The organism is Mesorhizobium sp. RSR565B, assembly GCF_054719465.1.
In genome coordinates, this window is the sequence record NZ_JBTTIE010000001.1 from 5249854 (window position 1) to 5275276 (window position 25423).

Here is a 25423-nt window from a genome sequence, read left to right on the forward strand (position 1 = left end):
GCAGCCCATAGGCGCTTGGGCCGGAGATTCCGGCCTTCTCGACAAATGAGACTGGTTGCGTCTGTTTTCCCTCTTTCCGGTATATCGGCCTCTCTTTCCGATACATCACGAAGTGGCGAAAGAGCCCCGTGGCATGACGCCTGCGGGCACGACAGCGCAGCCGAGTGGACGTTACCGTCCGCCCGCCTTGTCGTTTCATATCAAATTTTTCGACGGCAGGTTGCGCCCTGCCGCCATCGATGTTTGCGGCCAAGACCGCGTGAAAGAAGACTATTTTGACCAACGAAAACACCTCAGCCGGTAACGCGATCTCGACCGGCACCACTGCGGACCTTACCGGTTTCGCAGCTCTTGGGATCACCGGCGCGCTGCTCAAGGCGACGCATGGCGCCGGCTTCACCGAGCCGAAGCCGATCCAGACGCAGGCGATCCCGCCGCAGATGGAAGGCCGTGATATCTTCGGCATCGCCCAGACCGGCTCCGGCAAGACCGCGGCCTTCGCGCTGCCGATCCTGTCGAAGATCATCGCGCTCGGCACCAAGCGCCGGGCCAAGACCACCCGTGCGCTGATCCTGGCGCCGACGCGCGAACTCGCCGTCCAGATCGAGGACACCATCAAGATCCTCGCCAAGGGCGCGCATGTCTCGACCGCTCTCGTGCTTGGCGGCGTCTCGCGCTTCAGCCAGGTGAAGAAGGTTGCGCCCGGCGTCGACATCCTGATCGCCACGCCCGGCCGCCTGACCGACCTGGTGCGCGAGGGCGACTTGATTCTCTCCGACACCAAATGGCTGGTGCTCGACGAGGGCGACCGCATGCTCGACATGGGCTTCATCAACGACGTCAAGCGGATCGCAAAGGCGACCGCGCCCGACCGTCAGACGGTGCTGTTCTCGGCCACCATGCCCAACGAAATCGCCGAACTGGCGAAGGGCCTGTTGAAGAACCCGATCCGCGTCGAAGTCGCGCCGCAGAGCACCGCGGCCGCCGAGATCGTGCAGGGCGTCGTCTTTGCCCGCACCAAGCAGAAGCGCCAGGTGCTGTCGACGATGCTCGCCGACGAGGCAATGAAGTCCGTCATCATCTTTTCGCGCACCAAACATGGCGCCGACCGGGTGACCAAGGACCTCGAGCGCGACGGCTTCAAGGCCGCCGTCATCCACGGCAACAAGTCGCAGAACGCCCGCCAGAAGGCGCTCAACGATTTCCGCGAGGGTTCGGTGCGCATTCTCGTCGCGACCGACATCGCGGCGCGCGGCATCGACGTCCCCGGCATCAGCCATGTGGTGAATTTCGACCTGCCGGATGAGGCCGAAAGCTATGTCCACCGCATCGGACGTACCGGCCGTAACGGCATGGACGGCATCGCCATCACGCTTTGCGATCCTTCCGAAAACAGCAAGCTGCGTCAGGTCGAGCGCATCATCCGCAGCAAGCTGCCGATCGTTGCCGACCATCTCGGCAGCCCGGATCCGGTGCGCAATCCGGCCGAAAAGAACGAGCGCTTCGAGCCCGCCAACGATCGCAACGACCGCAATGGCCGTCGCGACGGCAGGCGGCCCGGTGGCCAGAACAACGGCTTCGCCAAGAAGCGTTTTGGTGACAAGCCGGCCTTTGCGGGTGCAAGCGAGCGCAAGCCGGAAGGCGCCAAGGCCTTCAAGGGCAACAACAAGCGCCGCTTCGGCGGCAAGCGGCCCGCGGCGCGGGCTGCCTGATCAGACGAACCGGTCAGGCTCGTCGAGCCTGGCTTGATTGCTGACGATTGAATATGAGGACGGCCGGGGCAATGCTTCGGCCGTCCTTTTTCGTTTAGGGCTGCCCGGTAATTGCCTGAACCCACACGACGATCCGCTGCGCCAGGAATGCCGTGGTCGAGGGCGACAGCGCGTCGCCGGCAATGACGTGGTTGTCGGGATCGCCATTGTCGTCGACGGGCACCAGTTCATGCGGTGCGCCCCAGCGGCCGGCGATTTCGCGGGTGCGATCCTGGCGCACCACCTTGTCGGAATCCGAGAAGATGAACAGCGCCGGTATGGTTGCCTTCTCCACAGGCGCTGCGTAGGCAAGGTTGGTCAGCGCCGCCATCGGCAGCACGGCTGCCATTGGATATGTGTGCGTCCAGAGTTTCTCGTGCAGCGCATTGCGGGTCGGAAAGCTGCGCTCCTTGCCGCCGACGAACTCGGCGATCTGCCTGCCCCAGGGCAGGGTCAGCAGCTCGGCGCCTGAAGCCCTGATGCCGAAATTCGGCGAGATGAATGCGATTGCAGCGACGCCGTCCGATGCGCCAGGCTCAGTCGCCGCCCATGCCGCCAGCGATCCACCGGTCGAGGTGCCGATGACGATCACCTTGTCGCCGATGGCCCGGCCGATGGCGAGCGCCTCCTCATAGTCGTTGATCCAGGCATTGACGCTGCCTTGCGCCATCGAGGCGCCGTCCTGCCCATGACCGGTGAGGCGGGTGTAGAAAAGGTTGGCGTCGAGTTGGTCGGCGACCTCGTCGGCCAGCGGGCGAACCTCGCCCTTCGATGCCGAAAAGCCATGGATATAGACGATCGCCAATGGCGTCCTGGCGTGAACCATCGGATCGGCCCAGATGATTTCTTTCTCGAGCGCGTCGCGGACGTTGGGCACGGCAGCCTCTTCGCGCGCGATATACGCTTGCGGATCGTCGCCGATCACCTTGGGGTCGAATCTGATGGTTGTGTCGACGGGAACGCGCGGACCAAGCAGGAAGGCCAGGACAAGGATGATGACGACGCCCAGCACCGCAAGCACGATCCGCCGCCCCATCTCAGACTCCACGACAATTCTAAAGCTATGGCGGCCGGTGCAGTCAGGCAACAGCCGGGCTGTGGACAGCTATTCGTTCGGCGGCTTGCGGTCGAAATTCAGCGGCCGCCCTGTCCAGCGGGTCGCCGTGCTGATGAACCACCGGCAGACTGGCCTTGGCAGCAGTGCCAGCAGCTTCAGCCCCCAGCTCAGCCGGTGAGGGAAGGTGACCTCGAAGCCGCCATGCTCGATGCCGCGCAGCATGCGGCGCGACGCGCGGTTGACCGGCATCAGTCCCGGCATCGGCAGCATGTTCTTTTCGGTCAGCGGCGTGTCGATGAAGCCCGGATTCATCACCTGGATGCGTACATTCATCTTGTCGAAATCGTATTTCAGCGACTCGGCCAAGATGTTGATCGCCGCCTTCGAGCCGCCATAGGCCGCCGTGGTCGGCCAGCCGAAATAGGCGGTGACCGACCCGACAAGCACGATATGGCCGCGCGCACGGATGCGCATGCGCTCCATGAGCGGGACGAGGCCATTGATGATACCGAAATAGTTGACCTCGAAGGTCTGGCGAAAGTCGCGGACCCTGAGGTCTTCGCCGGGCGTGGCGATGTAGTTGCCGGCGTTGAAGACGGCGAGCACGATCGGCCCGAGCTCCTTTTCAATCGCTGCCACCGTGCTTGCCATGCGCGGCTCATCGATGACGTCGCAAGGGTAGGCCACGACACGTCCCGGCATCTGCGCCGTCTCGACGATGAGCGCGTCGAGTGGGTCGCCGTCGAGTGCGGTGACCGCGACGACAAAGCCCTTTGCCGCGAGGTCCTTTGCCAGCGCACGGCCGATGCCGCTGCTGCCGCCGGTTATCCAGGCGACGCCGTGCTTCGGGTTGGCCCGGTAAAGTGTCATTCTGCGCCCTGCCGATCTGTCATTAGTGCTCTAGCGGTGAAAAAATCGAATGAAAAGAGCGCTTTTCCTTACTGGTTGAAATGATCGTCATCGCGCGTTGTCCGGCCGCGGGAGATTGCAGTGCCCGAAATGCGACTGGACCAGGCGAATTCTTGCCTTGAAACGCAAGCTTCGGGTTTCTAGGGTCTCGCCGCAGCTACATAAGGAATCCCGGATGCCCCGTTCTGTGATCGAAGCGATCGGCAACACGCCCCTGATCCGCCTCAACAAGGCCTCGGAGCAGACCGGCTGCGAGATCCTGGGCAAGGCCGAGTTCATGAACCCCGGCCAGTCGGTCAAGGATCGCGCCGGCCTGTTCATCATCCGCGACGCCGAACAGCGCGGGCTGTTGAAGCCGGGCGGCGTCATCGTCGAGGGCACGGCAGGCAATACCGGCATCGGCCTGACGCTGGTCGCCAAGGCGCTGGGCTATCGCACAGTGATCGTCATTCCCGACACCCAGAGCCAGGAAAAGAAGGACACGATCAAGCTGCTTGGCGCCGAGCTGATCGAAGTGCCGGCGGTGCCTTACAAGAACCCCAACAATTACGTGAAACTGTCGGGGCGGTTGGCCGAGCAGATGGCGAGGTCGGAGCCGAACGGCGCGATCTGGGCCAACCAGTTCGACAACGTTGCCAATCGCGACGGCCATATCCGCACCACGGCGGAAGAAATCTGGACGCAGACCGGCGGCAAGGTCGACGGTTTCGTCTCGGCGGTGGGTTCGGGCGGAACGCTGGCCGGCGTCGCCTTCGGGCTGAAGGCCAGGAGCAGCAACGTCAAGATCGCACTCGCCGATCCGCTGGGTGCGGCGCTCTATTCCTTCTACACCAGTGGCGAATTGAAGTCCGACGGCAGCTCGATCACCGAAGGGATAGGGCAGGGGCGCATCACGGCAAATCTCGATGGGTTCACGCCGGACTTCTCGTTCCAGGTGCCGGACGAGGAAGCGCTGCCGATCGTCTTCGACCTGATCCAGGAAGAAGGCCTGTGCGTCGGCGGTTCGACCGGCATCAACATTGCCGGCGCGATCCGGCTGGCGCGCGAGCTTGGCCCCGGCCACACCATCGTGACCATCCTTGCCGACTATGGCACGCGCTACCAGTCGAAGCTGTTCAACCCGGAATTCCTGCGGGATAAGAACCTGCCGGTGCCGGGCTGGATGGATGAGCGCAGCACAATTTCGGTGCCGTATGAGAAGGTCGCCTGATGGCGCACAGAACAGAAGCGCTGTTTCGCGACGACGCCTATCTCAGAGCGGCTGACGCCACCGTTGTCACCATCAACGAGCGCGGCGGCATCATTCTCGACCGGACCATCTTCTATGCCACATCGGGCGGCCAGCCTGGCGATACCGGCACATTAGAGCGCGCCGACGGCAGCCGCATCGCCATTGCCGCCACCATCACCGGCGAGACCAAGGACGAGATCATCCATGTACCGGCGCCGGAGCAGCCGGCACCCGAGGTCGGCGAGCGGGTGAAACTCGCCATCGACTGGGAGCGGCGGCATCTCCTGATGCGCATGCACGCAGCTTGCCATTTGCTCACCGTAGTCTGTCCGTTTCCGATTACCGGTGCTGCGGTTTCCGAAGATGACAGCCGGGTCGACTTCGACGCTCCCGATGCCGGCTTCACCAGGGAAGACGTCACCGCCGGGCTGATGGAGCTGGTGCGAGCCGATCATCCGATCTTCATCAGGCTGATCACCGACGAGGAACTGGCAGCCAATCCTGGCCTGGTGAAATCCAAGAATGTCCGGCCGCCCGCAGGCACCGGCAAGATCCGCCTGGTCTGCATCGGCGACAACGCTTCGATCGACAGCCAGCCCTGCGGCGGCACCCATGTCAAAAGCACCGGCGAAGTCGGTGAAATCCATATCGGCAAGATCGAGAAGAAGGGCCGCGAAAACCGGCGTTTTCGCATTCGCTTCGGACCGCCGCCGGTAGCTTGAACGAACCATGATCCCGAAAAGTGGAAGCCGGTTTTCGGGGACGATCATGGTCAACAGGAAGCAATGCCTCGCCAAGGCGGAGCAGGAGAAGAACAATGGCCGATGACAGCCCTTTCACCGTCGATGCGGACTGGTTGCAGAGCCGTCTTGGCGAGCCCGGCCTGACGATCGTCGATGCATCCTGGTATCTGCCGGCGCAGAAGCGCGATGCGCGCGCCGAGTATGAGGCTGCGCATATTCCGGGCGCGCGATTCTTCGATCATGATGCGGCCTCCGATCCTGATGCCAAGCTGCCGCACACGCTGCCCTCGCCACAGCATTTCGCGCAATATGTCGGCGCCATGGGAATTTCGGCCGACGACACCATTGTCGTCTATGACGGTCCGGGTTTCTTCTCGGCGCCGCGCGCCTGGTGGATGTTCCGCGTCATGGGCGTGTTCCAGGTCTATGTGCTCGACGGCGGCTTCGACCGCTGGAAGGCGGCGGGCCGGCCGGTGACGGCGGAGCTGACCAAGATCGCGCCGAATGTGTTTCATGCCGATTTCGATGCCGCTCGCGTCGCCAGCCTTGCCGACATGCGCCGCATCGTCGAGACTGGCGAGAGCCAGATTGCGGACGCCCGAGGCGCGGGCCGCTTCACCGGCGCCGAGCCAGAGCCCCGCGCGGGTGTTCGCTCCGGCCACATGCCCGGCGCGCACAATTTGCCTTATTCGGCGCTGTCACAGGACGGCGCGCTGTTGTCGAAGGACCAGTTGCGCAAGGCCGTTGAGGATGCCGGTATCGATCTGTCGAAACCGGTCGTCACCTCTTGCGGTTCCGGCATCACGGCGGCTGTCGTCACTCTGGCGCTGGAGACGCTCGGCCACACCGACAACCGGCTCTACGACGGCTCATGGACGGAATGGGGCGGGCTGGCAGACACGCCCGTGGTGACGGGCAAGGAATGATGGCGATGGAAAATGGCGCGCTGGACGACATCGAGGTTACGGTCACGTTTCTGGAAATGCATGTGCCGCCGGCCTATTCGCCGCCGTTGCCCTACAACAGGCAGATCGCGCTGCTCAGGACCAAGGACATTCCGCTGCATTTCTACCGCTATCTGATGGATCGGGTCGGACGCAAATGGCACTGGGTCAATGTGCTGAGGCTGGACGATGACGAGCTTGCCGCCGGCATCCACCGCGAGGACCGCGACATCAGGGTGCTTTATCTCGACGGCGCGCCGGCCGGGTTCTTCGACCTCAAGCCGCATTTGCCAGAGGAAGTCGAACTCGCTTATTTCGGCATGATGGAACATGCGACCGGGCAAGGCATTGGCCGTTGGTTCCTCGGTGCGGCGATCGCCGCAGCATGGTCGTATGGGCCGAAACGGGTGACGGTGCAGACCTGCACGCTCGACCATCCGGCTGCCTTGCCGCTCTACCAGAAGCTCGGTTTTGCGCCGGTGGCGCAAAAGAAGGAGACCGTGCATCCGCTGTCGTTCGCCGAGCGCTCGGCCAGCGTCATGCGGCCGTGACTTTCTCCGACTGAAGGCCGAACCGACCGTTCATGGCGAGGAATTCCTGCTCGTGCGGACTCAGGACGAGAACTGGCGCAGCCGCCGGGTGACGCTGCGCCGCTTCGACGATTTCATCCGCTGAGCCGGCGCGGGACCTGCCCAATGCCGAAGCAGTCCGGCCTGAGACTGGCCGGGCTGCTGACAGTTGACAGGAATCGGGTGGGAAGCACCTCGGCGGGGGCATAATTTCCGGTCAACCACACCGGAGATTTAGCCATGACCGTCCAGTTCAAAGCCTTGCCGACTGAAGATGTGAGAGCGCTGCAGCGCGGCGGGGCGGACGCCTATGGCCAAACGCCGGAGCGGAAGGTTTCCGATGGCGACGGCGTGCCGTGCCGGCATTGCCTGAGAAACGTCGCCGAAGGCGATGGCTATCTGATCATGGCCTATCGGCCGTTTCCGGCGTTGCAGCCTTACGCCGAGACAGGGCCGATCTTCCTGCATGCGCAGGAATGCGAACGCGCAGCCGAGACGGAAGCGCTTCCAGAGATCCTTGAGAGCAGCGACTATATCGTGCGCGGCTATGGTGCGGACGACCGCATCGTCTATGGCAGCGGCGGCGTCATTCCGACTGGCGGCATTGCGGCGCGGGCAGAGACGCTGTTTGAGCGCGACGACATCGCCTATGTCCACGTCCGCTCGGCGCGCAACAATTGTTATCAGTGCCGCATCGAGCGTTTCTGACAAAAAGATGCCCGCCGGTGGTCTGGCGGGCAGTTGGGAACCGTGTGACGGCTCGATCCGTCAAGTTGGCATCCCTGTCTGCGCATGTTTTTCGAATGGCTGATGTGAAGCACTTCACATAAGCGCCGCGATCGTCGCCGGCGTGGTGGCGCGCCGATTGCCGGTGAGCTGTCGCACTCCCGTCGCATTCGTCCATTAAAAGACGAGTGTCGATGGATTTGCCGACCGCGGATGAACCGGCGGGGATCTCGACAACCGAGGAAGCGGGGCTTTGGCTCCGCTTTTTGTTGTCCGCCGGCCTGTTCAATGCCGATGTCAGGTTTTGCGCAAAGAAAAAGCCCGCCGGAATTGACCGACGGGCTTCGACCGTTGCCGGAGCGGCTTTAGTTGAATTTATACTTCGCGCCGAGGCGAACGGTCTGGAAGGAAGGCTCGTCGGTCAGGAAGCCGCCCGAACCGAAATCCTCTTTCTCATACTGCGAATAGCGGTATTCGAGACCAAGCGTCATGTTGCTGGAGACGGCCGTTTCCAGGCCGCCGCCGACCGAGAAGCCGCTTGAGCCCCAGTCGGTGATGTCGCCGCCAGGCGAAGCATGCAGGTCGAAATGCTGCCAGCTGTAGCCACCGAGGACATAGGCCAGCGTCGATTCGTTGACCTTGGCGCCGATGCGGGCCAGGGCATCGAAGCCATAGTCGGCATCGCCTTTGATCGACCCACCCGGAATGTCCAACTTCGAGCGTATGCCGGAATAGCGGGCGTCGACCAGAACGCCGGCGACCCAGCCGCCGAAATCATGGTCGTAACCGATGCTCGCCTCGCCGAACACGCCTTCGCCGCCGATGCCATCCAATTCGAGGGCGCTGGCGAGCGTCAGGTCATGCACCACGGTGCCGGCGCCAAGCGCGCCGCCGACATAGAAGCCGGTCCAGTTGTAGGTCGGAGCAGCAAACGAGGCACCGCCGCCATTCTGGGCGCCGAAGCGGTAGTTGGCCGCGATGTGGAAGGTGTGGCTGGACGGCTCGACATCCAGAGAGGTTCCCGGGCCGCCGATAATGCCGAGGTCAGCCACCGAGTCGTCGCCATAGTTGGCGTAGCGGTACTCGGTCTTAATCGTCCAGTTGCCGCGCAGCACGGTTTCCATGCCAACGCCGACGACATAGCCGCCACGGTTCTCCGTGAAATCAAGACCGTCGGCAAAGCCCGAACCCTCGAGCTTGAAATGGTTCCAAGTGTAGCCGCCGAGCACATAGCCGAGCGTATCGGGGTTCAGGAGATAGCCGGCGCGCAAGCCGACGTCGAAGCCATAAGCGTTCGTCAGGTCGATATCAGCGCCCGGAAGGCTGATCGACGGACCGATATTCCCGATGTTGGCGTCGATGAAGCCGCCGAGCAGGAAGCGCTCGGAGACCATATAGTCGTAGCCGGCGGTGATTTCGCCAAACACGCCGTTGCCGCCGATCCCGTTGAAGTCGATCACCGGGTCGACGCTGATGCGATGCACGGTGGCGCCGAAGCCGCCGCCGATGCCGACATAGGCGCCGCTCCAGTTGAAACCGGCAGGTTCTTCCACCGGCTGCACAACATCGGCGGCATGCGCTACCGATATCAAAGCCATTGCCGAAACGGCCCCGAGAAGAACGGATTTAGCAGAGATGAACATTTTAGCCCCTTAGCATAAGAACAAACCCGTCCGTGTTCTAACAGGACGCTCGCCAATATTGGAATGACAAAAATGCCACATCGGCAGGCAAAAGCACCGCCAAGCCGGGCCGTTTCGCCGTGATGTCGCCTTAGAGCCCGCAATTTGTGAGCACGCGGCCAATAAAAAACCCGCCGGCGCAACCGGCGGGTGAGGGAGGCAGAACTGCTTGAGTCGATTAAGGCGTCTGGTCAGGCAGCCAGAACCACTTTCGGTTCGACCAGCTCATAGCCGAGTGCTTCGGCGACGGCGCGATTGGTGATCTTGCCCCTGTGGACATTGAGGCCGTTGCGCAAATGATGGTCGTCGACCAGCGCCTTCAGGCCCTTGTCGGCCAGCTGCAGACCATAATGCAGCGTCGCGTTGTTGAGCGCGTGCGCCGAGGTCACCGGCACGGCGCCCGGCATGTTGGCGACGCAGTAATGGATCACGCCGTCGACCTCATAGGTCGGCTCGGCATGGGTGGTGGCGTGCGAAGTCTCGAAGCAGCCGCCCTGGTCGATAGCGACGTCGACCAGCACCGAGCCTTTCTTCATGCCCGACAGCATTTCGCGGGTCACCAGCTTGGGTGCAGCAGCACCCGGGATGAGCACGGCGCCGACGACGATGTCGGCCGAGAAGCATTCTTCCTCAAGCGCCTCGACTGTGGAGTAGCGGGTGTGGACGCGGCCTGTAAAGAGGTCGTCCAGCTGGCGCAGGCGCGGGATCGAGCGGTCGATGATGGTGACGTCGGCGCCGAGGCCGACCGCCATGCGGGCGGCATGCAGGCCGACGACGCCGCCGCCGAGCACGGTGACCTTGCCGGGCAGTACGCCGGGCACGCCGCCGAGCAGCACGCCGCGGCCACCATTGGCCTTCTGCAGCGCGGTCGCGCCGGCCTGGATCGACAGGCGGCCGGCAACTTCCGACATCGGCGCCAAGAGCGGCAGGCCGCCGCGGTCGTCGGTTACGGTCTCATAGGCGATTGCGGTGACGCCGGACGCGAGCAGGCCCTTGGTCTGCTCCGGATCCGGGGCCAGGTGCAGATAGGTGTAGAGGATCTGGCCGTCGCGCAGCTGCGCCCATTCGTTGGGCTGCGGCTCCTTGACCTTGACGATCATGTCGGACTTGGCGAACACGTCGGCGGCGGTCCTGGCGATGATGGCGCCGGCGGCGCGATAGGCATTGTCATCGGCGCCGATGCCGGCGCCGGCGCCGCTTTCGACCAGCACTTCATGGCCATGCGCGACATATTCGCGGACGGAGCCCGGCGTCAGGCCGACGCGGTATTCGTGGTTCTTGATTTCCTTGGGGCAGCCGACGCGCATAGTCTTCTCCTGATCCGGCCCTTCGGGCGTTCCCTGTATCAACCGATTGAACCACGAATCGTTGCGCAGGTGTTTGCGAATGCGCTTGCGCGGGGTCACGCGTTTCGATAATCGTTGCGCGAAATCAAGGAAATTTCGCAGGAATCACGAGAAATGCCGCTCGACAGGATCGATATCGCCATTCTCGAGGCTCTGCAGAAGGATGGGCGCATACCCAATGCGGCGCTCGCCGAAAGGGTCGGCCTGTCGCAGTCGGCCTGTTCGCGCCGGCTCGACAATCTGGAGAAATCCGGCACCATCCGCGGCTATCACGCCCGGCTTTCGAATGCCGCGCTCGGCCACCAGATGACGGCGATCGTGCACATATCGCTGTCGGGCCAATTCGAAAAGACGCTGTCGGATTTCGAGGCGGCGATCAAGCGCTGCCCGAATGTGCTGTCGTGCCACCTGATGTCGGGCGAATACGACTATATCCTGCGCATCGCCGCCAAGGATCTGGTCGACTATGAGCGCATCCACAAGGAGTGGCTGTCGGCGATGCCGCATGTGACCAAGATCAATTCATCCTTTGCCCTGCGCGAGATCGTCGATCGCACGGCGATGGGGATGAAGCCGGAACTGGCCTAGCCCTGAGCAGCCTCGGTCACCAGCCTATCCATCGGAATATCGTGCGGCTGCGGGTAAATGGTGGCGATGCGCTGCAGTTCGTAGCCGACGCCGATGACCAATGGCTTGAACGGCATGGCAGCCAGCGTGCGGTCGAAGAAGCCACCGCCATAGCCCAGGCGGTAGTTTCGCGGGTCGATGCCGACGATCGGCGAGATGACGATGTCGGGCAGCACCGGCTCGCCTTCGGCCGGGATCGGGATGTTCCAGATGCCTTTTTCCAGCCGGTCGCCGGGTACATAAGCGCGGAAGATCAGCGGCTGGCCTTTCTCGATCACGATGGGCAGCGCCGTGCGGCCGCCGCGTTCGTTGATCGACGCCATCCACGGCCGCAGGTCCGGCTCGCCGCGAAACGGCCAATAGAGGCTGACCATGCGGCCGGCAATGTCGCCGATGGCCGCGTCGAGCCCTTCGGCGATAGCCCGCGACATCGCCACCCGCGCATCGGCGGAAACCGCCAACCGTGCCGCGATCAGACGCTCGCGCTCGGCCTTGCGCCAACGGCGCACATCGGTCCAGTCGGTCAATGGCGCGCGAAATTCCGGATCGAGTTCGTGCATGAAGCAAGGCGGCGAAGAATATTGCGCCCGCCCTTTGCGATCTTTGTCATCGCCGTTGGCCATGCTTCACTCCCCTGGTTCCAGCCCCTGCAAGGCTATACCCGTCCAGGCTTGCCGACATAGGCATTCGCGACATCCGGCGACGAGTCCTGGGCAGCCTTACGCGCGGCAGTCTAGCGCGCCGCGACATTGTTGCGGTGCACAAAAATCACTAGATAAAGAGAGACAAACAGGGGTGAATGCGATGAGTGAAACCAGCCATCATGTCGTTGTCGTCGGCGCAGGGTTCGGCGGTCTTGAACTCACCCGGGCGCTGGCCGGCGCACCCGTGCGCATCACCATGATCGACAAGCGCAACCATCACCTTTTCCAGCCGCTGCTCTACCAGGTGGCGACCACCTCGCTGGCGACCTCGGAAGTTGCCTGGCCGATCCGTCATCTGCTGCGCAAGCGCGAGGACGTGACGACTCTGCTCGGCAACGTCACCGGCGTCGACCGTCCAGGCAAACGCGTGCTGCTTGAGGACGGCAGTTCTGTTCCCTACGACACGCTGGTGCTCGCCACCGGCGCGCGTCATGCTTATTTCGGCCACGACGAATGGGAGCCTTTCGCGCCTGGGCTGAAGACGCTTGAAGACGCAACCACCATTCGCCGGCGCATCCTGCTCGCCTTCGAGCAGGCCGAGCGCGAGACCGATCCGGCCAAGCGCCAGGCACTGCTGACACTGGTCATCGTCGGCGGCGGCCCGACCGGCGTGGAGCTTGCCGGCACCATTGTCGAACTCGCGCACGAAACGCTGCGCGGCGAATTCCGCAACATCGACACGCGTGAGGCGCGTGTGGTGCTGGTCGAGGCCGGAGACAGGATCCTCGCCAATTTCGCGCCAAAGCTGTCCGACTATGCGCGCAAGGCGCTGGAGCGGCGGGGCGTCACGGTCGAGCTTGGCCGCGCCGTCACGCGCCTCGATGCCGAAGGCGTCGTCTTTGGCGATACGCATCTGCCGGCGCGAACCATCCTGTGGGCCGCCGGCGTAGCGGCTTCGCCCGCGGGAGAGTGGCTGGGCGCGCCGGTGGACCGGGCGGGCAGGGTTATGGTCGAGCCCGATCTGACCGTGCCGAACAGTCCGGAGATCTTCGTCATCGGCGACACAGCGCATGTCTTGCGGCCGGACGGCAAGCCGGTGCCAGGCGTGGCGCCCTCGGCCAAGCAGGAGGGCAAGCATGTTGCCGCGACGATCAGGGCGCGGCTGGCCGGCGATAGCGCGCCGCGCCCTTTCCGCTACAAACATGCCGGCGACCTGGCGACGATCGGAAAGTGGGCAGCCGCGATCGATTTCGGCCGGATCAAGCTCACGGGATGGCTTGCCTGGTGGCTGTGGGGCGTGGCGCATATCTACTTCCTGATCGGTTTTCGCAACCGGCTCTCGGTGTCGCTTAGCTGGCTATGGATCTATTTCACCGGCCAGCGCAGCGCGCGGCTGATCACCCAGGGCGACGATGACAAGGGCTGAGGTTCTCAACCGCGGCCAAGGATATTCATCCAGCCGTCACCTTTTGCTGATCGACTGACTTCCCGATGGACATGGCCGGTTTTCGGCGCGAAGCTTCCGCCCGGGGCTGGGATCTTGTCACGTCGCTGGGAAGGAAAACCAATGCCGCATCTCAATTACCCCGTCTCCCGCCGTAGTTTTCTTGCCGGTACGGCCGCCAGCGGGGCGCTGATCATGCTCCATCCGTTTTCCGCCCGCGCGCAGGCCAATCAGGCGCATCTGAGGATCATGGAGACCACCGACATCCATGTGAATGTGCTGCCTTACGACTACTACGCCGACAAAGCCAACGACACGATGGGCCTGTCACGGACGGCCTCACTGATCGCGGCGGTGCGCAAGGAAGCCACCAATGCGATGCTGATCGACAATGGCGATCTTTTGCAGGGCAATCCGATGGGCGATTACATCGCCTATGAGAAGGGCCTCAAGGAAGGCGATCTGCATCCGATCATGAAGGGCATGAACCTGCTGGGCTATGAATGCTCGACGCTCGGCAATCACGAGTTCAATTACGGCCTGTCGTTCCTCGACAAGGTGCTGGCCGGAGCCAATTTCCCCTTCGTCTGCGCCAATCTGATCCGCGGCACCGAGCTTGCCGCCAAACCGCGCGACGACAAGCTCTACCTCAAGCCCTATGTCATCCTCGACAAGAAGATCAAGGACGGGTCGGGCGCCGAGCAGCCGATCAAGATCGGCATCATCGGCTTTGTGCCGCCGCAGATCATGGTCTGGGACCTGAAGAACCTGGAAGGCAATGTCAGGACGCGCGACATCGTCGAGGCGGCCAGGGCATGGGTGCCGCAGATCAAGGAGGAGGGCGCCGACATCGTCATCGCGCTCTCGCATTCCGGCATCGATATCAAGCAGGGCGACGGCATGGAGAACGCCTCCTTCTTCGTCGCCGGCGTCGAAGGCATCGATGCGGTGTTCACCGGCCATCAGCATCTCGTCTTCCCCGGCAAGAAGGATTTTCAGGCGCTCGAAGGCGTCGACACCGAGAAAGGCACGCTGCAGGGCAAGCCCGCCGTGATGGGCGGTTTCTGGGGCTCGCATATGGGACTGATCGATCTGCTTCTGGAACGGGACGGATCGAAATGGCGCGTAGCCTCGGCCACATCGGAGGCAAGGCCGATCTACCAGCGCGTCGACAAGGCAAACAAGCCGACGGTGGCGGACGACCAGCGCGTCGTCGATGCGCTGAAGGCGGACCATGAGGCGACACTTGCCTATGTCCGCCGACCGGTCGGCAAGACCTCGGCGCCGCTCTATTCCTATTTCGCGCTGGTCGCCGACGATCCGTCGGTGCAGATCGTCAACCAGGCGCAGAGCTGGTACCTCAAGGACATATTGAAGAGCACGCAGTGGAAGGATGTGCCGCTGCTGTCGGCGGCAGCACCCTTCAAGGCCGGCGGGCGCAACGGCGCCGACTACTATACCGACGTGCCGGTGGGCGACATCGCCATCAAGAACGTCGCCGACCTCTATCTCTATCCGAACACGGTGCGCGCCGTCGAAATCACCGGCGCGCAAGTGAAGGAATGGCTGGAAATGTCGGCCGGCATTTTCAGGAAGATCGAGCCGGGCAAGGCCGACCAGGCGCTCATCGACACCGAATTCCCGTCCTACAATTTCGATGTGATCGATGGCGTCAGCTACGGAATAGACCTGTCGCAGCTGCCGAAATACGATGCCAAGGGTGGCGTCGCCAATGCCGGCTCGAACCGCATCGTCGGCCTCAGCTTCGACGGCAAGCCTATTGATCCGGCAGCGAAATTCGTCGTCGCCACCAACAATTACCGCGCCGGCGGTGGCGGCAATTTCCCCGACATCAATGCCTCGAAGATCATCTACGAGGCGCCGGACACCAACCGCGACGTGATCGTGCGCTACGTCGTCAGCGAAGGCACGATCAATCCCTCGGCCGACGACAATTGGTCGTTCACGCCGCTGCCCGGCACCAGCGTCGTGTTCGAGACCGGCCCCAAAGCGAAGGATTTTATATCGGGAGTGAAATCGCTCAAGATCGAGCCGGCCGGCGAGGGCGAATCCGGGTTTGCGAAGTATCGCATCCTGCTTTGAGGCAACGTGCAGCTAACAGGGAAAACGAGCGGGCATACGCCCGCTCAATCACGCTTCGGATCAGGCTTTGTAGACCACTTGGCGCACGTCGATGTAGCTGGCTCTAAAGCCGGCTTCGCAATAGTGGAGATAAAATTCCCAAAGCTTCTTGAAGCGGTCGTCGAAGCCGAGCGGGACGATCTTTTCCCACGACGCCCAGAAGCGGTTGCGCCATTCGGCAAGCGTGCGGGCATAGTCGTCCGGAAAGACGCGCTCGCGCAGATGGGCAAGGCCATGGTCGCTGCCCAGCGTCTTCAGGATCGACGGCGTCGGCAGCATGCCGCCTGGGAAGACATAGCGCTGGATGAAATCCGGCCTCGCCCGATAGGTGTCGTAGGCGGCCTCGTTGATGGTGATGATCTGCAGGCCGGCGGTGCCGCCGGGCCTCAAGCACGCCTTCATCTTGCCGAAAAATACCGGCCAATATTTTTCGCCGACCGCCTCGAACATCTCGATCGAGGCGATGCGGTCGTAAGTGCCCGTTTCGTCTCGGTAATCCTGCAGCTTGATGTCGACCTTGTCAGACAGTCCCGCCTTCTGGATGCGCGCCTTGGCGAAATCGTGCTGTTCGCGGCTGATGGTCAGGCCGGTGACGCGGCAGCCGATCTCGCGCGCGGCAAATTCGGCAAAACCGCCCCAGCCGCAGCCGATCTCGAGCACATGGTCCTTCTTGCCGATGCCGGTATCCTTGGCCAGCGCGCGGTATTTGGCGGCCTGAGCGCTTTCCAGGTCGTTGGCGCCGGTCGCATAGAGCGCCGACGAATAGGTCATGCTGGGATCGAGCCATTGCTTGTAGAAGGCGTTGCCGAGATCGTAATGCGCCGAGATGTTGCGCTTCGAGCCGGTGCGGGTGTTTTCGTTGAACCAGTGGCGGATGCGCTGGACCGTGTTGATGAGCCAGTTGGCGCCGCCGGCAATGCGTTCCCCAACGGCCGAGTTGACGACGAACAGTTCGAGGAAGCTGGTTACATCAGGGCTTTCCCAGTCGCCGTCCATGTAGGATTCGGCAACGCCGATGGTGCCGCCGGAAAAGGCACGGCCGGGCAGGCGCCAGTTCTTCAACACCAGCTCGGCATCCGGCCCGGGTCCGTTGCCGCCGACAAGCACCGCCCGGCCATCCGGCATCCTCACCTTCAGCGAACCGCGCGGCAATTTCATCGCCGCCGACAGCACCATGCGCGCCTTGGCCGGCAGGCCCTTGACGATCTCGGCGAAATTGAGTTCGTCCAGCCTGATGGCGTCGCCGATGCCTTTGTATTCCCTGACAGCCATCTCACACCCCCCTGGACTTCCGCGGGGGCGGCGCAAGATCTGCCGGCCTCCACATCCTCCACTTTCATTCGCCAGGCGCGAACGCCGTAGCCTGCTTAAATTTTCGCCACAATCTTCCACCGCATCGACCGGAACTTCAAGAGGCAAGCCGTGCCCGGCACTGGCCCAGGTGGCGTGCCTGGGGCCAGAATCGGTGAGGGCGAGCGACCGCCGGTGAAATCGCTATGGTTAGGAACAGCCACATACGTTAGTTTCAGCCATGCGTTACGTCATCGTCATCACCGCCATCGCCTTTTTCCTGATCTGGGATGGCCTCTACAATCAGGGCCGCTATCTCGACACGACGGTCAGGGAGATGTCGCGCGTCGTGCGCTACGTCACCGGCAAAGCCTAGCTTTTTGCGCCTCTGCAAAGTCGCCTGCCGGCATTGCCGGGCGCGACATCGTGGCGGTTGACGCGACGGTCCCGCTCACACAAAACATGCCGCAAATCGAACGTGGAGGCAGGCGTGATCCGGCATATCGTTTTCTTCAGCGCGCGGCGCAAGGACGATGTCGAGGCCGTGCGCACGGGCTTGCTCACACTGGGCAAGATCCCGCATTCAAGCCTCTTCGAGGTGACGCTCAACACCAAGGTCGATCCGCTGTCGGATGCCATCGACGTGGTCGTCTATGCCGAGTTCGAGGATGAGGCCGCGCTTGCCGCATACAAGGCGCACCCGCTCTATGCCGAGACGACCAGCCGAGTCAAACCCTTGCGCGAATTGCGCTATTCGGCCGATATCGTGGCGACGGCCTGATCGGGCCGGCAAGAGGCCTTGAACCAATTTCGGGAATGATGCACACCGCGCCGGCATGACCAGCACGACCCATCCGCTTGACCATCTGGTGCTGCCGACGGCGAGCCTCGCCGTGGCGCGGGCGCGGCTGACATCGCTTGGCTTCATCGTCGCGCCAACCGGCATTCATCCCTTCGGCACCGAAAATTGCTGCGTCTTCCTTGCCGACGGCACCTATCTCGAACCGCTGGCGGTTGGGAATGAACAGGTGGCAGCGAGTGCGATCGCCGGCGGCAATGTCTTTGTCGCCCGCGACCGGCTCTATCGCGCCAGCCTGGGCAATGAGGGCTTTTCCGCCGTGGTGCTGGCCACCGATGATGCCGATGCGGATCATGCGCGCTATGTCTCGGCCGGTCTGTCGGCGGGGGACGTGCTGAGCTTTTCCCGCGCCTTCACCGACACGGCCGGAAAGAGCGACATGGCATCGTTCAAACTGGCTTTCGCCGCCGGCGCCGAGACGACGGACGCCTTTCTGTTCGCTTGCGAGCGGATCAACGCCCCTCAAATCGACCGTACGGCACTGCAGGCCCATGCCAACGGCGTGACCGGCATTGCCGAAATCGTCGCGGTCAGCGGCGTGCCATCCGAAAAGCGCCACCTGATCGAGACAGCGACGGGTTCGAGGCAGAGGAGCAGCACGGCGTTCGACCTGGCGAACGCGCGTTTGAGCGTTCTCGAGCCCGCGGCTTTCGCTGAGCGCTTCGGCATGTCGGCTGGCGCGCCGACGGACCTTCGCTTCGCCGCGATCGTCTTTTCGGCCCGCAGTGTCGGCGCTGTCGCGAGGCTGCTTGCAGACAACGCCGTCGGGCACGATATAGCGGGCAACGAAATCGTCGTGCAGCCGGCATCCGGACAGGGCGCGGCTTTCATCTTCCGGGAGACCCCATGAGCAAGCCGCAAGGGCTCAATTCGCTGGCGCCGAATTCGTCGGTAACCGTCGGCAACGTCGTCTTCGACAACAGCGGGCCCTTGGCGTTGATCGCCGGCCCGTGCCAGTTCGAATCGCGCCAGCACGCTTTCGACATGGCCGGCGCGCTGAAGGAACTGACCGGCAAGCTCGGCATCGGCCTCGTCTACAAGACCAGCTACGACAAGGCCAACCGCACCTCGCTGTCGGCAACGCGCGGCGCCGGCATGGACGCGGCGCTTCCGGTGTTCGACGAGTTGCGCAAGGAATTTTCGGTTCCCATTCTGACCGATGTCCACACCGAGGAGCAGTGCGCGATCGTCGCACACCATGTCGATGTGCTGCAGATTCCGGCCTTCCTGTCGCGCCAGACCGACATGCTGGTCGCCGCCGCCAAGACCGGCAAGGTGATCAACGTCAAGAAGGGGCAGTTCCTGGCGCCCTGGGACATGAAGAACGTGGTGGCCAAGATCACCGGCTCCGGCAACCCCAATGTGCTGACCACCGAGCGCGGCGCTTCCTTCGGCTACAACACGCTGGTGTCGGACATGCGGGCTTTGCCCGTGATGGCCGAGATCGGCGCGCCGGTGATTTTCGACGCCACCCATTCGGTGCAGCAGCCGGGCGGGCAGGGCGGTTCCTCCGGTGGCGAGCGCCGCTTTGTCGAGACGCTGGCGCGGGCTGCCGTTGCCGTCGGCGTCGCCGGCGTGTTCATAGAGACCCACCAGGATCCCGACAATTCGACCTCCTCCGACGGGCCCAACATGCTGCCGCTGAAGGACATGCCGGCGCTGCTCGAAAGACTGATGGCATTCGACCGCATCGCCAAGAATGCTGCTGACCTGAACCGAGGCTGATGGTTTCGGCTATGGCGCGCGCGCTGCCCTGCTTGTGGAAGGCATAAGCCGGCTGTAGGCTCGCTGCTGCAAATGAGCGTCTTGGCAGGAGGAAGCCATGTCCGTCGCCCGCGTCACCGAAATCACGTCGTCGTCGAAAAAGAGCTTTCAGGACGCCATCGAGAAGGGGATTGAGCGCGCCTCAAAGACCCTGAAGAACGTCGAAGGCGCCTGGATCCAGGACCAGAAGATCGTCGTCGAGGACGGCAGGATCGCGGCCTATCGCGTCAACATGAAGGTGACGTTCATCCTCGCGGAGTAACCGCCCGCCGCTCGAAAAAACGGGAACTTTCGCCCGCGCCCCTCATTGTCAAAGTATCGATCAACGACATGAGGAGCAGCAGCCATGACCACCCAGACAGGCCACACCGAAGCCATCGCCGCTTCGCGCGTCATCGGCACGTCGGTCTACAACACCGAAGGCACGAGCATCGGCAGCATCGAGGACATCATGCTCGACAAGACGTCGAACGGCATCATGTTCGCGGTGATCGGGTTCGGTGGATTTCTCGGCATTGGCGAGAAGTATCACGCCATTCCGTGGGCGAGCCTCGACTATGACGAGGACAAGGGCGGCTATGTCGTGCCGTTCTCGAAGGAGCAGCTGAAGGCAGCACCCGCCTATTCGATCAATGAACTGGCCGGCGCCGATGGCGAGGCCGCGCGTGATGCTTCCTATGATTACTACAAGGTCACGCCGTATTGGCATTGATCAGCTGCGCTGACGCCTGACGTGAAAAGGCCCCCGAATTCCGAAACGGGGGCCTTTTCAGTGCAACCCGACAGTTTCTAAATTATTCTGCCGCATGAAACGTGGACAGCTGCGTCACCGCCCTTGGCGGCTGCTGCGTATCGCAGGACGTCAGGAACGCCGCCGCGATCAGGAACAAACTCACGATACCGCTCAACTCGGACATGGCGAAACTCCTCCTGTTTCGCCCCGCGCATCACCATCCTAGTCGACACAGAGATTGTTATCTCTGAATTATGATGACGTGGTGTTGTCGAACGTGATCCGAGGCATGCTCAGCCGAGGAGTCCGGCATTCTTCACCGCCTTGAAAACCTTTTCGTGCCAGGCGATCCGATCCGCTTCGCCATTGGCCTGCGTGGCGGAATTGGCGTTGCCGACGTTGATCGCGCGCGAGATCTTTTTGATCAGGCCGGCATCGGCAAAGGCATTGCAGCCTGACCCTTTCCATTCGGCGCAAGCTGCGAGCAGCGAAGTCTGCGGATCCTCGATCAGTTCAGGATGATTGGCGAGGTCAACCTTGGCGAGCTTGCCCTTGGCCGTGTACGCGTCGCGCCCGGTGGTCTGGAACGTGCCGCCGCCGCGGAAATTGAAGCCGTCCAACGTTCCTTTCACATTGCCCATGCGGCCGCCATAGGCCCAGTCGCCCAGGGCTTGCGGCTTGCGCAGCAGGTTGTCCCCGATCCACTGATCGGTCTTGCCCGCGGCTCGCGACCTCCATGCGTTCCGGATTGCCGCCACGGTCGTGTAGGTCAGGGATTCGCGAATGAGGGTGAAGCCACCGGTTTCCATCGCCGCTTGAGCGAAGAAATGCATCAGCCGATCATAATTGTTGCACACGCCATGATCGCCAAGTGTCTTGAGGCCCTTGTCGGAGGTAAAGGCGCCGATGTAACCGTCATAGATTGTTCGCTTGGAACCGCTTGCCGGTCTCGGCGCGAATTTCTGGAAGACCGCTGCCGGCAAACCCTTGTTCGGATCGCCCGCAACCGCTTCGAGCACGCTCTCGACACTCTCGGTCGACAGCACCGGTTCGCCTTCGACGACCACCGAAGCATTGGGAATTCGCTTGCCGTTGCTTTTCGGGAAGCCACCGCCGGCAAAGGTTTTCAGATCGTCGATGAGGGCGATTACGCGTGTCCGGCTCTCCGTGAAATCCATGTCGGAAAGCGGACCGCTCACCTTCTTCGTCGGGTTGATGCATCCGACGCTGGACAGGAAATTGACGCCCGGATGGATCAGGATTTCGGTGCGCTTGTTGGTCTTCAGCAGTTCGAGTCCAGGTTTGGGTGGCGTCTTGGCGCCAGTGTAGCCGATCGTCACATATTTGCCTCCGGCCTGTGTCGCCAGCGGATAGGTGCCGGGCTCGATGCGCCTGCCATTGTCTTCTTTGGAATTGTCGCCTGGGCCGCGAGATTCACACACGAACCCCGATAGACCCGTTACTGCCGTGCCGTTGTGAAAGACTTTATAGGTACCAACTGTCCTGCGTCTGGTGCCCCTCATATGCTCGACTTTGCGGCTAATAAGAAGTTCCCAGCCAGTACCTGAAATCGCTGCCATTGCCGCCTCCCCAAAGAGTTCAAGTTTGTTGATTTCACTGTGGTCGCCAAATAGTTCGCGTTGTAGATGTGACCCTAACATCTTCGAATTCTCTGCATTGTGAAGTTTGTCACGTTGGCGGTAGCCTCTTTTGAAGCATCGGGTGGAGTTTGTGTGCCGCCTGGTTTCGTGACAAAGGCATTGCCGCAGGGGCGGGGCACCCACCCCATGCCGCGCCAGACATATGACGTCAGGGCGGGCTGTTTGCGTTCAGATGGCGTCGCCCATGCCCCACGGCCTGAGCGCATGGGGCGACTGTCACCATTATTTCATGCCATTCCTGATTGCCTTTTGCGGCACTTTGGCTAAGAGGGGCGCGACGCTTTCAATCGATCAATCGGGGACATCGCAATGACCGCCATCATCGACATTGTCGGGCGTGAAATCCTGGACAGCCGTGGAAATCCGACCGTCGAGGTCGACGTCGTCCTCGAAGACGGCTCGATGGGCCGCGCCGCGGTGCCGTCGGGCGCGTCGACCGGCGCGCATGAGGCCGTCGAACTGCGCGACGGTGGCGCCCGCTATCTCGGCAAGGGCGTGCTCAAGGCGGTCGAGGCCGTCAATGGCGAGCTGTTCGAGGCGATCGGCGGCTTGGAAGCCGAAAACCAGATCCACATCGACCAGACCATGATCGAGCTCGACGGCACGCCCAACAAGAGCCGGCTCGGCGCCAACGCCATCCTCGGCGTCTCGCTGGCGGTCGCGAAGGCCGCGGCGGAAGCCGCCGGCCTGCCGCTCTACCGCTATGTCGGCGGCACCAAGGCGCATTTGCTGCCGGTGCCCATGATGAACATCATCAATGGCGGCGCGCATGCCGACAATCCGATCGATTTCCAGGAATTCATGATCCTGCCGGTCGGCGCGCCGACGCTGCGCGAAGGCGTGCGCTGGGGCTCGGAAATCTTCCACACGCTGCGCAAGAAGCTCAAGGATGCCGGCCACAACACCAATGTCGGCGACGAAGGCGGCTTCGCGCCCAATCTGAAGAGTGCGCCGGTGGCGCTCGATTTCATCATGGAATCGATCGAGAAGGCCGGCTTCAAGCCGGGCGAGGAGATCGCGCTTGGTCTCGACTGTGCGGCGACCGAATTCTTCAAGGACGGCAATTACGTCTATGAGGGCGAGAAGAGGACCCGCGATCCCAAGGCGCAGGCCAAGTACCTGGCCAAGCTTGCCGCCGACTATCCGATCATCTCGATCGAGGACGGCCTGGCCGAGGACGACTGGGAGGGCTGGAAGTACCTGACCGACCTGATCGGCAACAAGACGCAGCTGGTTGGCGACGACCTCTTCGTCACCAACACGGCGCGGCTGCGCGACGGCATCCGCATGGGTGTCGCCAATTCGATCCTGGTCAAGGTCAACCAGATCGGCTCGCTCACCGAAACGCTCGACGCTGTCGAGACCGCGCACAAGGCAGGCTACACAGCCGTCATGTCGCACCGTTCGGGCGAAACCGAGGATTCGACCATCGCCGACCTCGCCGTCGCCACCAATTGCGGGCAGATCAAGACCGGTTCGCTGTCGCGCTCGGATCGCATGGCCAAGTACAACCAGCTGATCCGCATCGAGGAAGAGCTCGGCAAGCAGGCGCGCTACGCCGGCAAGTCGGTGGTCAAAGCTTAAATTCTGCCGAACTGGCGAAAACGACGAAGGGCGGGATTTTCCCGCCCTTTTTCGTTGCGGCCGCTGGCTAATGCACCTGTCCGTAACCGTCCATTAAGCACAATCGAGCGACAAATGGCGGTCAAAGGATTGCGACCATGTGGACACGCCAGCACAAGCAGAGAAACACCGGCCGGCTGATCATCCCGTCGCTTTGCGTGGCGTTCCTGGCCTATTTCGGCTTCCATGCCTATCATGGCGAGTTCGGCATCAATTCCAAATATCAGCTCGAAGCGCAGACCATCGAATTGCAGGCCAAGTACGATGCCATCAAGGCGCGCCGGATCGATCTGGAGCGGCGCGTCCAGCTGATGCATGAGGGCACGCTTGAAAAGGATATGCTCGACGAGCAGGCACGCCGGGCGCTCAATCTGTCCCAGCCCGATGAAATCACCATCATGCTGCCGGCCAATTCGAAATAATCGAATTTCGGTTAATCGCTGTTATCTCTAACGATTCTGGGCGTTTAGGCGCATGCCAGCCATGCGTTTTTCTGCATGGCGAAACGCGGTCTCGCATGTTAGCTTCCTTCCAATCGGTGGGGAGGAGCTGATCCTCCCCGGAGCAGACATGGTCTGCTTTAGTGTCCGCGAAGAGACGCCAACAGGGAGTGATGCATGGCCACCGCCGCCAAAAAAGCGCCTGCCAAATCCGTTAAATCGACATCCGCCAAATCAACGGGGCTTTCCGCCCCCAAGCCGGCCGACTTCACCAAGGACGAGGAGCTTGCCGCCTACCGGCACATGCTGCTTATCCGTCGCTTCGAGGAAAAGGCCGGCCAGCTCTACGGCATGGGCTTTATCGGCGGCTTCTGCCACCTCTATATCGGCCAGGAAGCGGTCGTCACCGGCATGAAGATGTCGCTGATCAACGGCGACCAGATGATCACCGCCTATCGCGACCATGGCCACATGCTGGCGATGGAACTGTCACCGCGGGGCGTCATGGCAGAGCTGACCGGACGCCGTGGTGGCCTGTCGAGGGGCAAGGGCGGCTCCATGCACATGTTCTCCAAGGAGAAGCATTTTTACGGCGGCCACGGCATTGTCGGCGCGCAGGTCTCGCTCGGCACCGGTCTCGCCTTCGCCAACCGCTACCGCGACAACAACAATGTGTCGCTGACCTATTTCGGCGATGGCGCTGCCAATCAGGGTCAGGTCTATGAAAGCTTCAACATGGCCTCGCTGTGGAAGCTGCCGGTGATCTACATCATCGAGAACAACCGCTACGCCATGGGCACTTCGGTGTCGCGCTCGTCGGCCGAAACCAATTTTTCGCATCGCGGCGCCTCGTTCAAGATTCCCGGCATTCAGGTCGACGGCATGGATGTGCGTGCGGTCAAATCCGCCGGCGATCAGGCGACCGAATGGTGCCGTGCCGGCAACGGTCCGATCATCCTCGAGATGCAGACCTATCGCTATCGCGGTCACTCGATGTCGGATCCGGCAAAATACCGCTCCAAGGAAGAAGTGCAGAAGATGCGCTCGGATCATGATCCGATCGAGCAGGTCAAGGTGCGGCTGACGGCCAAGAAGTGGGCGACCGAGGACGAACTCAAGAACATCGACAAGGAAGTCCGCGACATCGTCGCCGACGCCGCCGAATTTGCCCAGCACGACGCAGAGCCGGATCCGTCCGAGCTCTGGACCGACATCGTATTGTAACGGGAGGGCAAGGA

26 protein-coding genes and 1 pseudogene are annotated in these 25423 nt (G+C 62.4%); 19 read left to right on the forward strand and 8 right to left on the reverse strand.

Annotated features, from left to right (window positions below):
- Positions 1-275 precede the first annotated feature (275 nt).
- Positions 276-1712 (forward strand): DEAD/DEAH box helicase, encoded by a 1437-nt coding sequence (locus ACYG9R_RS25230; protein WP_023672782.1) that lies wholly within the window; start codon positions 276-278, stop codon positions 1710-1712.
- A gap of 94 nt (positions 1713-1806) precedes the next feature.
- Here the strand turns inward: ACYG9R_RS25230 and ACYG9R_RS25235 are convergent, their stop codons facing one another.
- Together ACYG9R_RS25235 and ACYG9R_RS25240 are read right to left on the reverse strand one after the other, a co-directional pair.
- Positions 1807-2787 (reverse strand): alpha/beta hydrolase, encoded by a 981-nt coding sequence (locus tag ACYG9R_RS25235; protein ID WP_023824960.1) that lies wholly within the window; start codon positions 2785-2787, stop codon positions 1807-1809.
- Positions 2788-2856: 69 nt separating this feature from the next.
- The gene (locus ACYG9R_RS25240; RefSeq protein WP_023736675.1) at positions 2857-3678 is read right to left on the reverse strand and encodes an SDR family oxidoreductase; all 822 of its coding nucleotides are present in this window, start codon (positions 3676-3678) and stop codon (positions 2857-2859) included.
- A gap of 214 nt (positions 3679-3892) precedes the next feature.
- On the opposite strand from ACYG9R_RS25240, the gene ACYG9R_RS25245 reads away from it, so the two are divergent.
- The 6 genes and pseudogenes from ACYG9R_RS25245 (at position 3893) to ACYG9R_RS25270 (ending at position 7912) form a co-directional block, all read left to right on the forward strand.
- A complete protein-coding gene (locus ACYG9R_RS25245) occupies positions 3893-4927 on the forward strand; it encodes a cysteine synthase A (RefSeq protein WP_023682581.1) in 1035 nt (344 codons plus the stop codon).
- Positions 4927-5670 (forward strand): alanyl-tRNA editing protein, encoded by a 744-nt coding sequence (locus tag ACYG9R_RS25250; protein ID WP_023824959.1) that lies wholly within the window; start codon positions 4927-4929, stop codon positions 5668-5670. Before ACYG9R_RS25245 ends, ACYG9R_RS25250 begins: the two co-directional genes overlap by 1 nt.
- A 95-nt stretch (positions 5671-5765) precedes the next feature.
- Positions 5766-6617: a 3-mercaptopyruvate sulfurtransferase gene (gene sseA, locus ACYG9R_RS25255; protein ID WP_023824957.1), complete on the forward strand. Its 852-nt coding sequence runs from the start codon at positions 5766-5768 to the stop codon at positions 6615-6617.
- Positions 6618-6622: 5 nt separating this feature from the next.
- Entirely contained in the window at positions 6623-7186 is a 564-nt protein-coding gene (locus ACYG9R_RS25260) for a GNAT family N-acetyltransferase (protein WP_023682574.1), read from the forward strand.
- 19 nt (positions 7187-7205) lie between these two features.
- Positions 7206-7310: pseudogene (locus ACYG9R_RS25265) on the forward strand (OmpA family protein); the annotation flags it as partial.
- 134 nt (positions 7311-7444) lie between these two features.
- On the forward strand, positions 7445-7912 hold the full coding sequence (locus ACYG9R_RS25270; RefSeq protein ID WP_023824955.1) for a DUF1203 domain-containing protein: 468 nt from the start codon (positions 7445-7447) through the stop codon (positions 7910-7912).
- Positions 7913-8295: 383 nt separating this feature from the next.
- Here ACYG9R_RS25270 and ACYG9R_RS25275 read toward each other — a convergent pair whose 3' ends face one another.
- Positions 8296-9528, reverse strand: coding sequence for an outer membrane protein (locus ACYG9R_RS25275; RefSeq protein WP_460221852.1), 1233 nt, complete (start codon positions 9526-9528; stop codon positions 8296-8298).
- A 275-nt stretch (positions 9529-9803) separates the two neighbouring features.
- Positions 9804-10919, reverse strand: a complete 1116-nt coding sequence (gene ald, locus ACYG9R_RS25280; RefSeq protein WP_023824953.1) for an alanine dehydrogenase — start codon at positions 10917-10919, stop codon at positions 9804-9806.
- 153 nt (positions 10920-11072) lie between these two features.
- On the opposite strand from ald, the gene ACYG9R_RS25285 reads away from it, so the two are divergent.
- The gene (locus ACYG9R_RS25285; protein ID WP_023668897.1) at positions 11073-11546 is read left to right on the forward strand and encodes an Lrp/AsnC family transcriptional regulator; all 474 of its coding nucleotides are present in this window, start codon (positions 11073-11075) and stop codon (positions 11544-11546) included.
- Here the strand turns inward: ACYG9R_RS25285 and ACYG9R_RS25290 are convergent.
- The gene (locus ACYG9R_RS25290) at positions 11543-12145 is read right to left on the reverse strand and encodes a 5-formyltetrahydrofolate cyclo-ligase (protein WP_032887087.1); all 603 of its coding nucleotides are present in this window, start codon (positions 12143-12145) and stop codon (positions 11543-11545) included. The two genes, ACYG9R_RS25285 and ACYG9R_RS25290, sit on opposite strands and share 4 nt — an antisense overlap.
- Positions 12146-12389: 244 nt before the next feature.
- Here ACYG9R_RS25290 and ACYG9R_RS25295 point away from each other — a divergent pair, with 244 nt between their 5' ends.
- Both ACYG9R_RS25295 and ACYG9R_RS25300 read left to right on the forward strand, forming a co-directional pair.
- Positions 12390-13655, forward strand: a complete 1266-nt coding sequence (locus ACYG9R_RS25295) for an NAD(P)/FAD-dependent oxidoreductase (protein ID WP_023824952.1) — start codon at positions 12390-12392, stop codon at positions 13653-13655.
- A 141-nt stretch (positions 13656-13796) separates the two neighbouring features.
- On the forward strand, positions 13797-15776 hold the full coding sequence (locus ACYG9R_RS25300; protein WP_023668903.1) for a bifunctional 2',3'-cyclic-nucleotide 2'-phosphodiesterase/3'-nucleotidase: 1980 nt from the start codon (positions 13797-13799) through the stop codon (positions 15774-15776).
- A gap of 60 nt (positions 15777-15836) precedes the next feature.
- On the opposite strand, the gene ACYG9R_RS25305 is transcribed toward ACYG9R_RS25300, so the two are convergent.
- Positions 15837-17087 carry an SAM-dependent methyltransferase gene (locus ACYG9R_RS25305; RefSeq protein ID WP_023668904.1) on the reverse strand — a complete coding sequence of 417 codons (1251 nt, stop codon included), beginning with the start codon at positions 17085-17087 and terminating at the stop codon, positions 15837-15839.
- 259 nt (positions 17088-17346) lie between these two features.
- Between ACYG9R_RS25305 and ACYG9R_RS25310 the strand changes: the two genes are divergently transcribed.
- The 6 genes from ACYG9R_RS25310 (at position 17347) to ACYG9R_RS25335 (ending at position 20440) form a co-directional block, all read left to right on the forward strand.
- Positions 17347-17481 carry a hypothetical protein gene (locus tag ACYG9R_RS25310; protein WP_023668905.1) on the forward strand — a complete coding sequence of 45 codons (135 nt, stop codon included), beginning with the start codon at positions 17347-17349 and terminating at the stop codon, positions 17479-17481.
- 114 nt (positions 17482-17595) lie between these two features.
- Positions 17596-17886 (forward strand): Dabb family protein, encoded by a 291-nt coding sequence (locus tag ACYG9R_RS25315; protein ID WP_023701748.1) that lies wholly within the window; start codon positions 17596-17598, stop codon positions 17884-17886.
- Between the two features lie 55 nt (positions 17887-17941).
- Positions 17942-18814, forward strand: a complete 873-nt coding sequence (locus ACYG9R_RS25320) for a VOC family protein (RefSeq protein ID WP_023824951.1) — start codon at positions 17942-17944, stop codon at positions 18812-18814.
- Positions 18811-19689: a 3-deoxy-8-phosphooctulonate synthase gene (gene kdsA, locus ACYG9R_RS25325; protein ID WP_027050832.1), complete on the forward strand. Its 879-nt coding sequence runs from the start codon at positions 18811-18813 to the stop codon at positions 19687-19689. Before ACYG9R_RS25320 ends, kdsA begins: the two co-directional genes overlap by 4 nt.
- A 97-nt stretch (positions 19690-19786) precedes the next feature.
- Positions 19787-19990: a dodecin family protein gene (locus tag ACYG9R_RS25330; RefSeq protein ID WP_023668908.1), complete on the forward strand. Its 204-nt coding sequence runs from the start codon at positions 19787-19789 to the stop codon at positions 19988-19990.
- Between the two features lie 84 nt (positions 19991-20074).
- On the forward strand, positions 20075-20440 hold the full coding sequence (locus ACYG9R_RS25335) for a PRC-barrel domain-containing protein (RefSeq protein ID WP_023668909.1): 366 nt from the start codon (positions 20075-20077) through the stop codon (positions 20438-20440).
- A gap of 82 nt (positions 20441-20522) precedes the next feature.
- Here the strand turns inward: ACYG9R_RS25335 and ACYG9R_RS25340 are convergent, their stop codons facing one another.
- Together ACYG9R_RS25340 and ACYG9R_RS25345 are read right to left on the reverse strand one after the other, a co-directional pair.
- Positions 20523-20645: a hypothetical protein gene (locus ACYG9R_RS25340; RefSeq protein ID WP_023696089.1), complete on the reverse strand. Its 123-nt coding sequence runs from the start codon at positions 20643-20645 to the stop codon at positions 20523-20525.
- 109 nt (positions 20646-20754) lie between these two features.
- Complete coding sequence (locus tag ACYG9R_RS25345) at positions 20755-22245, reverse strand: glycoside hydrolase family 19 protein (RefSeq protein WP_196813626.1); 1491 nt, start codon at positions 22243-22245, stop codon at positions 20755-20757.
- 186 nt (positions 22246-22431) lie between these two features.
- Between ACYG9R_RS25345 and eno the strand changes: the two genes are divergently transcribed.
- From eno to pdhA, 3 genes are all read left to right on the forward strand, one after another.
- Positions 22432-23706, forward strand: a complete 1275-nt coding sequence (eno, locus tag ACYG9R_RS25350) for a phosphopyruvate hydratase (protein ID WP_023701745.1) — start codon at positions 22432-22434, stop codon at positions 23704-23706.
- 137 nt (positions 23707-23843) lie between these two features.
- Complete coding sequence (locus ACYG9R_RS25355; RefSeq protein WP_023682560.1) at positions 23844-24167, forward strand: FtsB family cell division protein; 324 nt, start codon at positions 23844-23846, stop codon at positions 24165-24167.
- Positions 24168-24362: 195 nt separating this feature from the next.
- A complete protein-coding gene (gene pdhA / locus ACYG9R_RS25360; protein WP_023668914.1) occupies positions 24363-25409 on the forward strand; it encodes a pyruvate dehydrogenase (acetyl-transferring) E1 component subunit alpha in 1047 nt (348 codons plus the stop codon).
- The last annotated feature ends 14 nt before the right edge of the window (positions 25410-25423 follow it).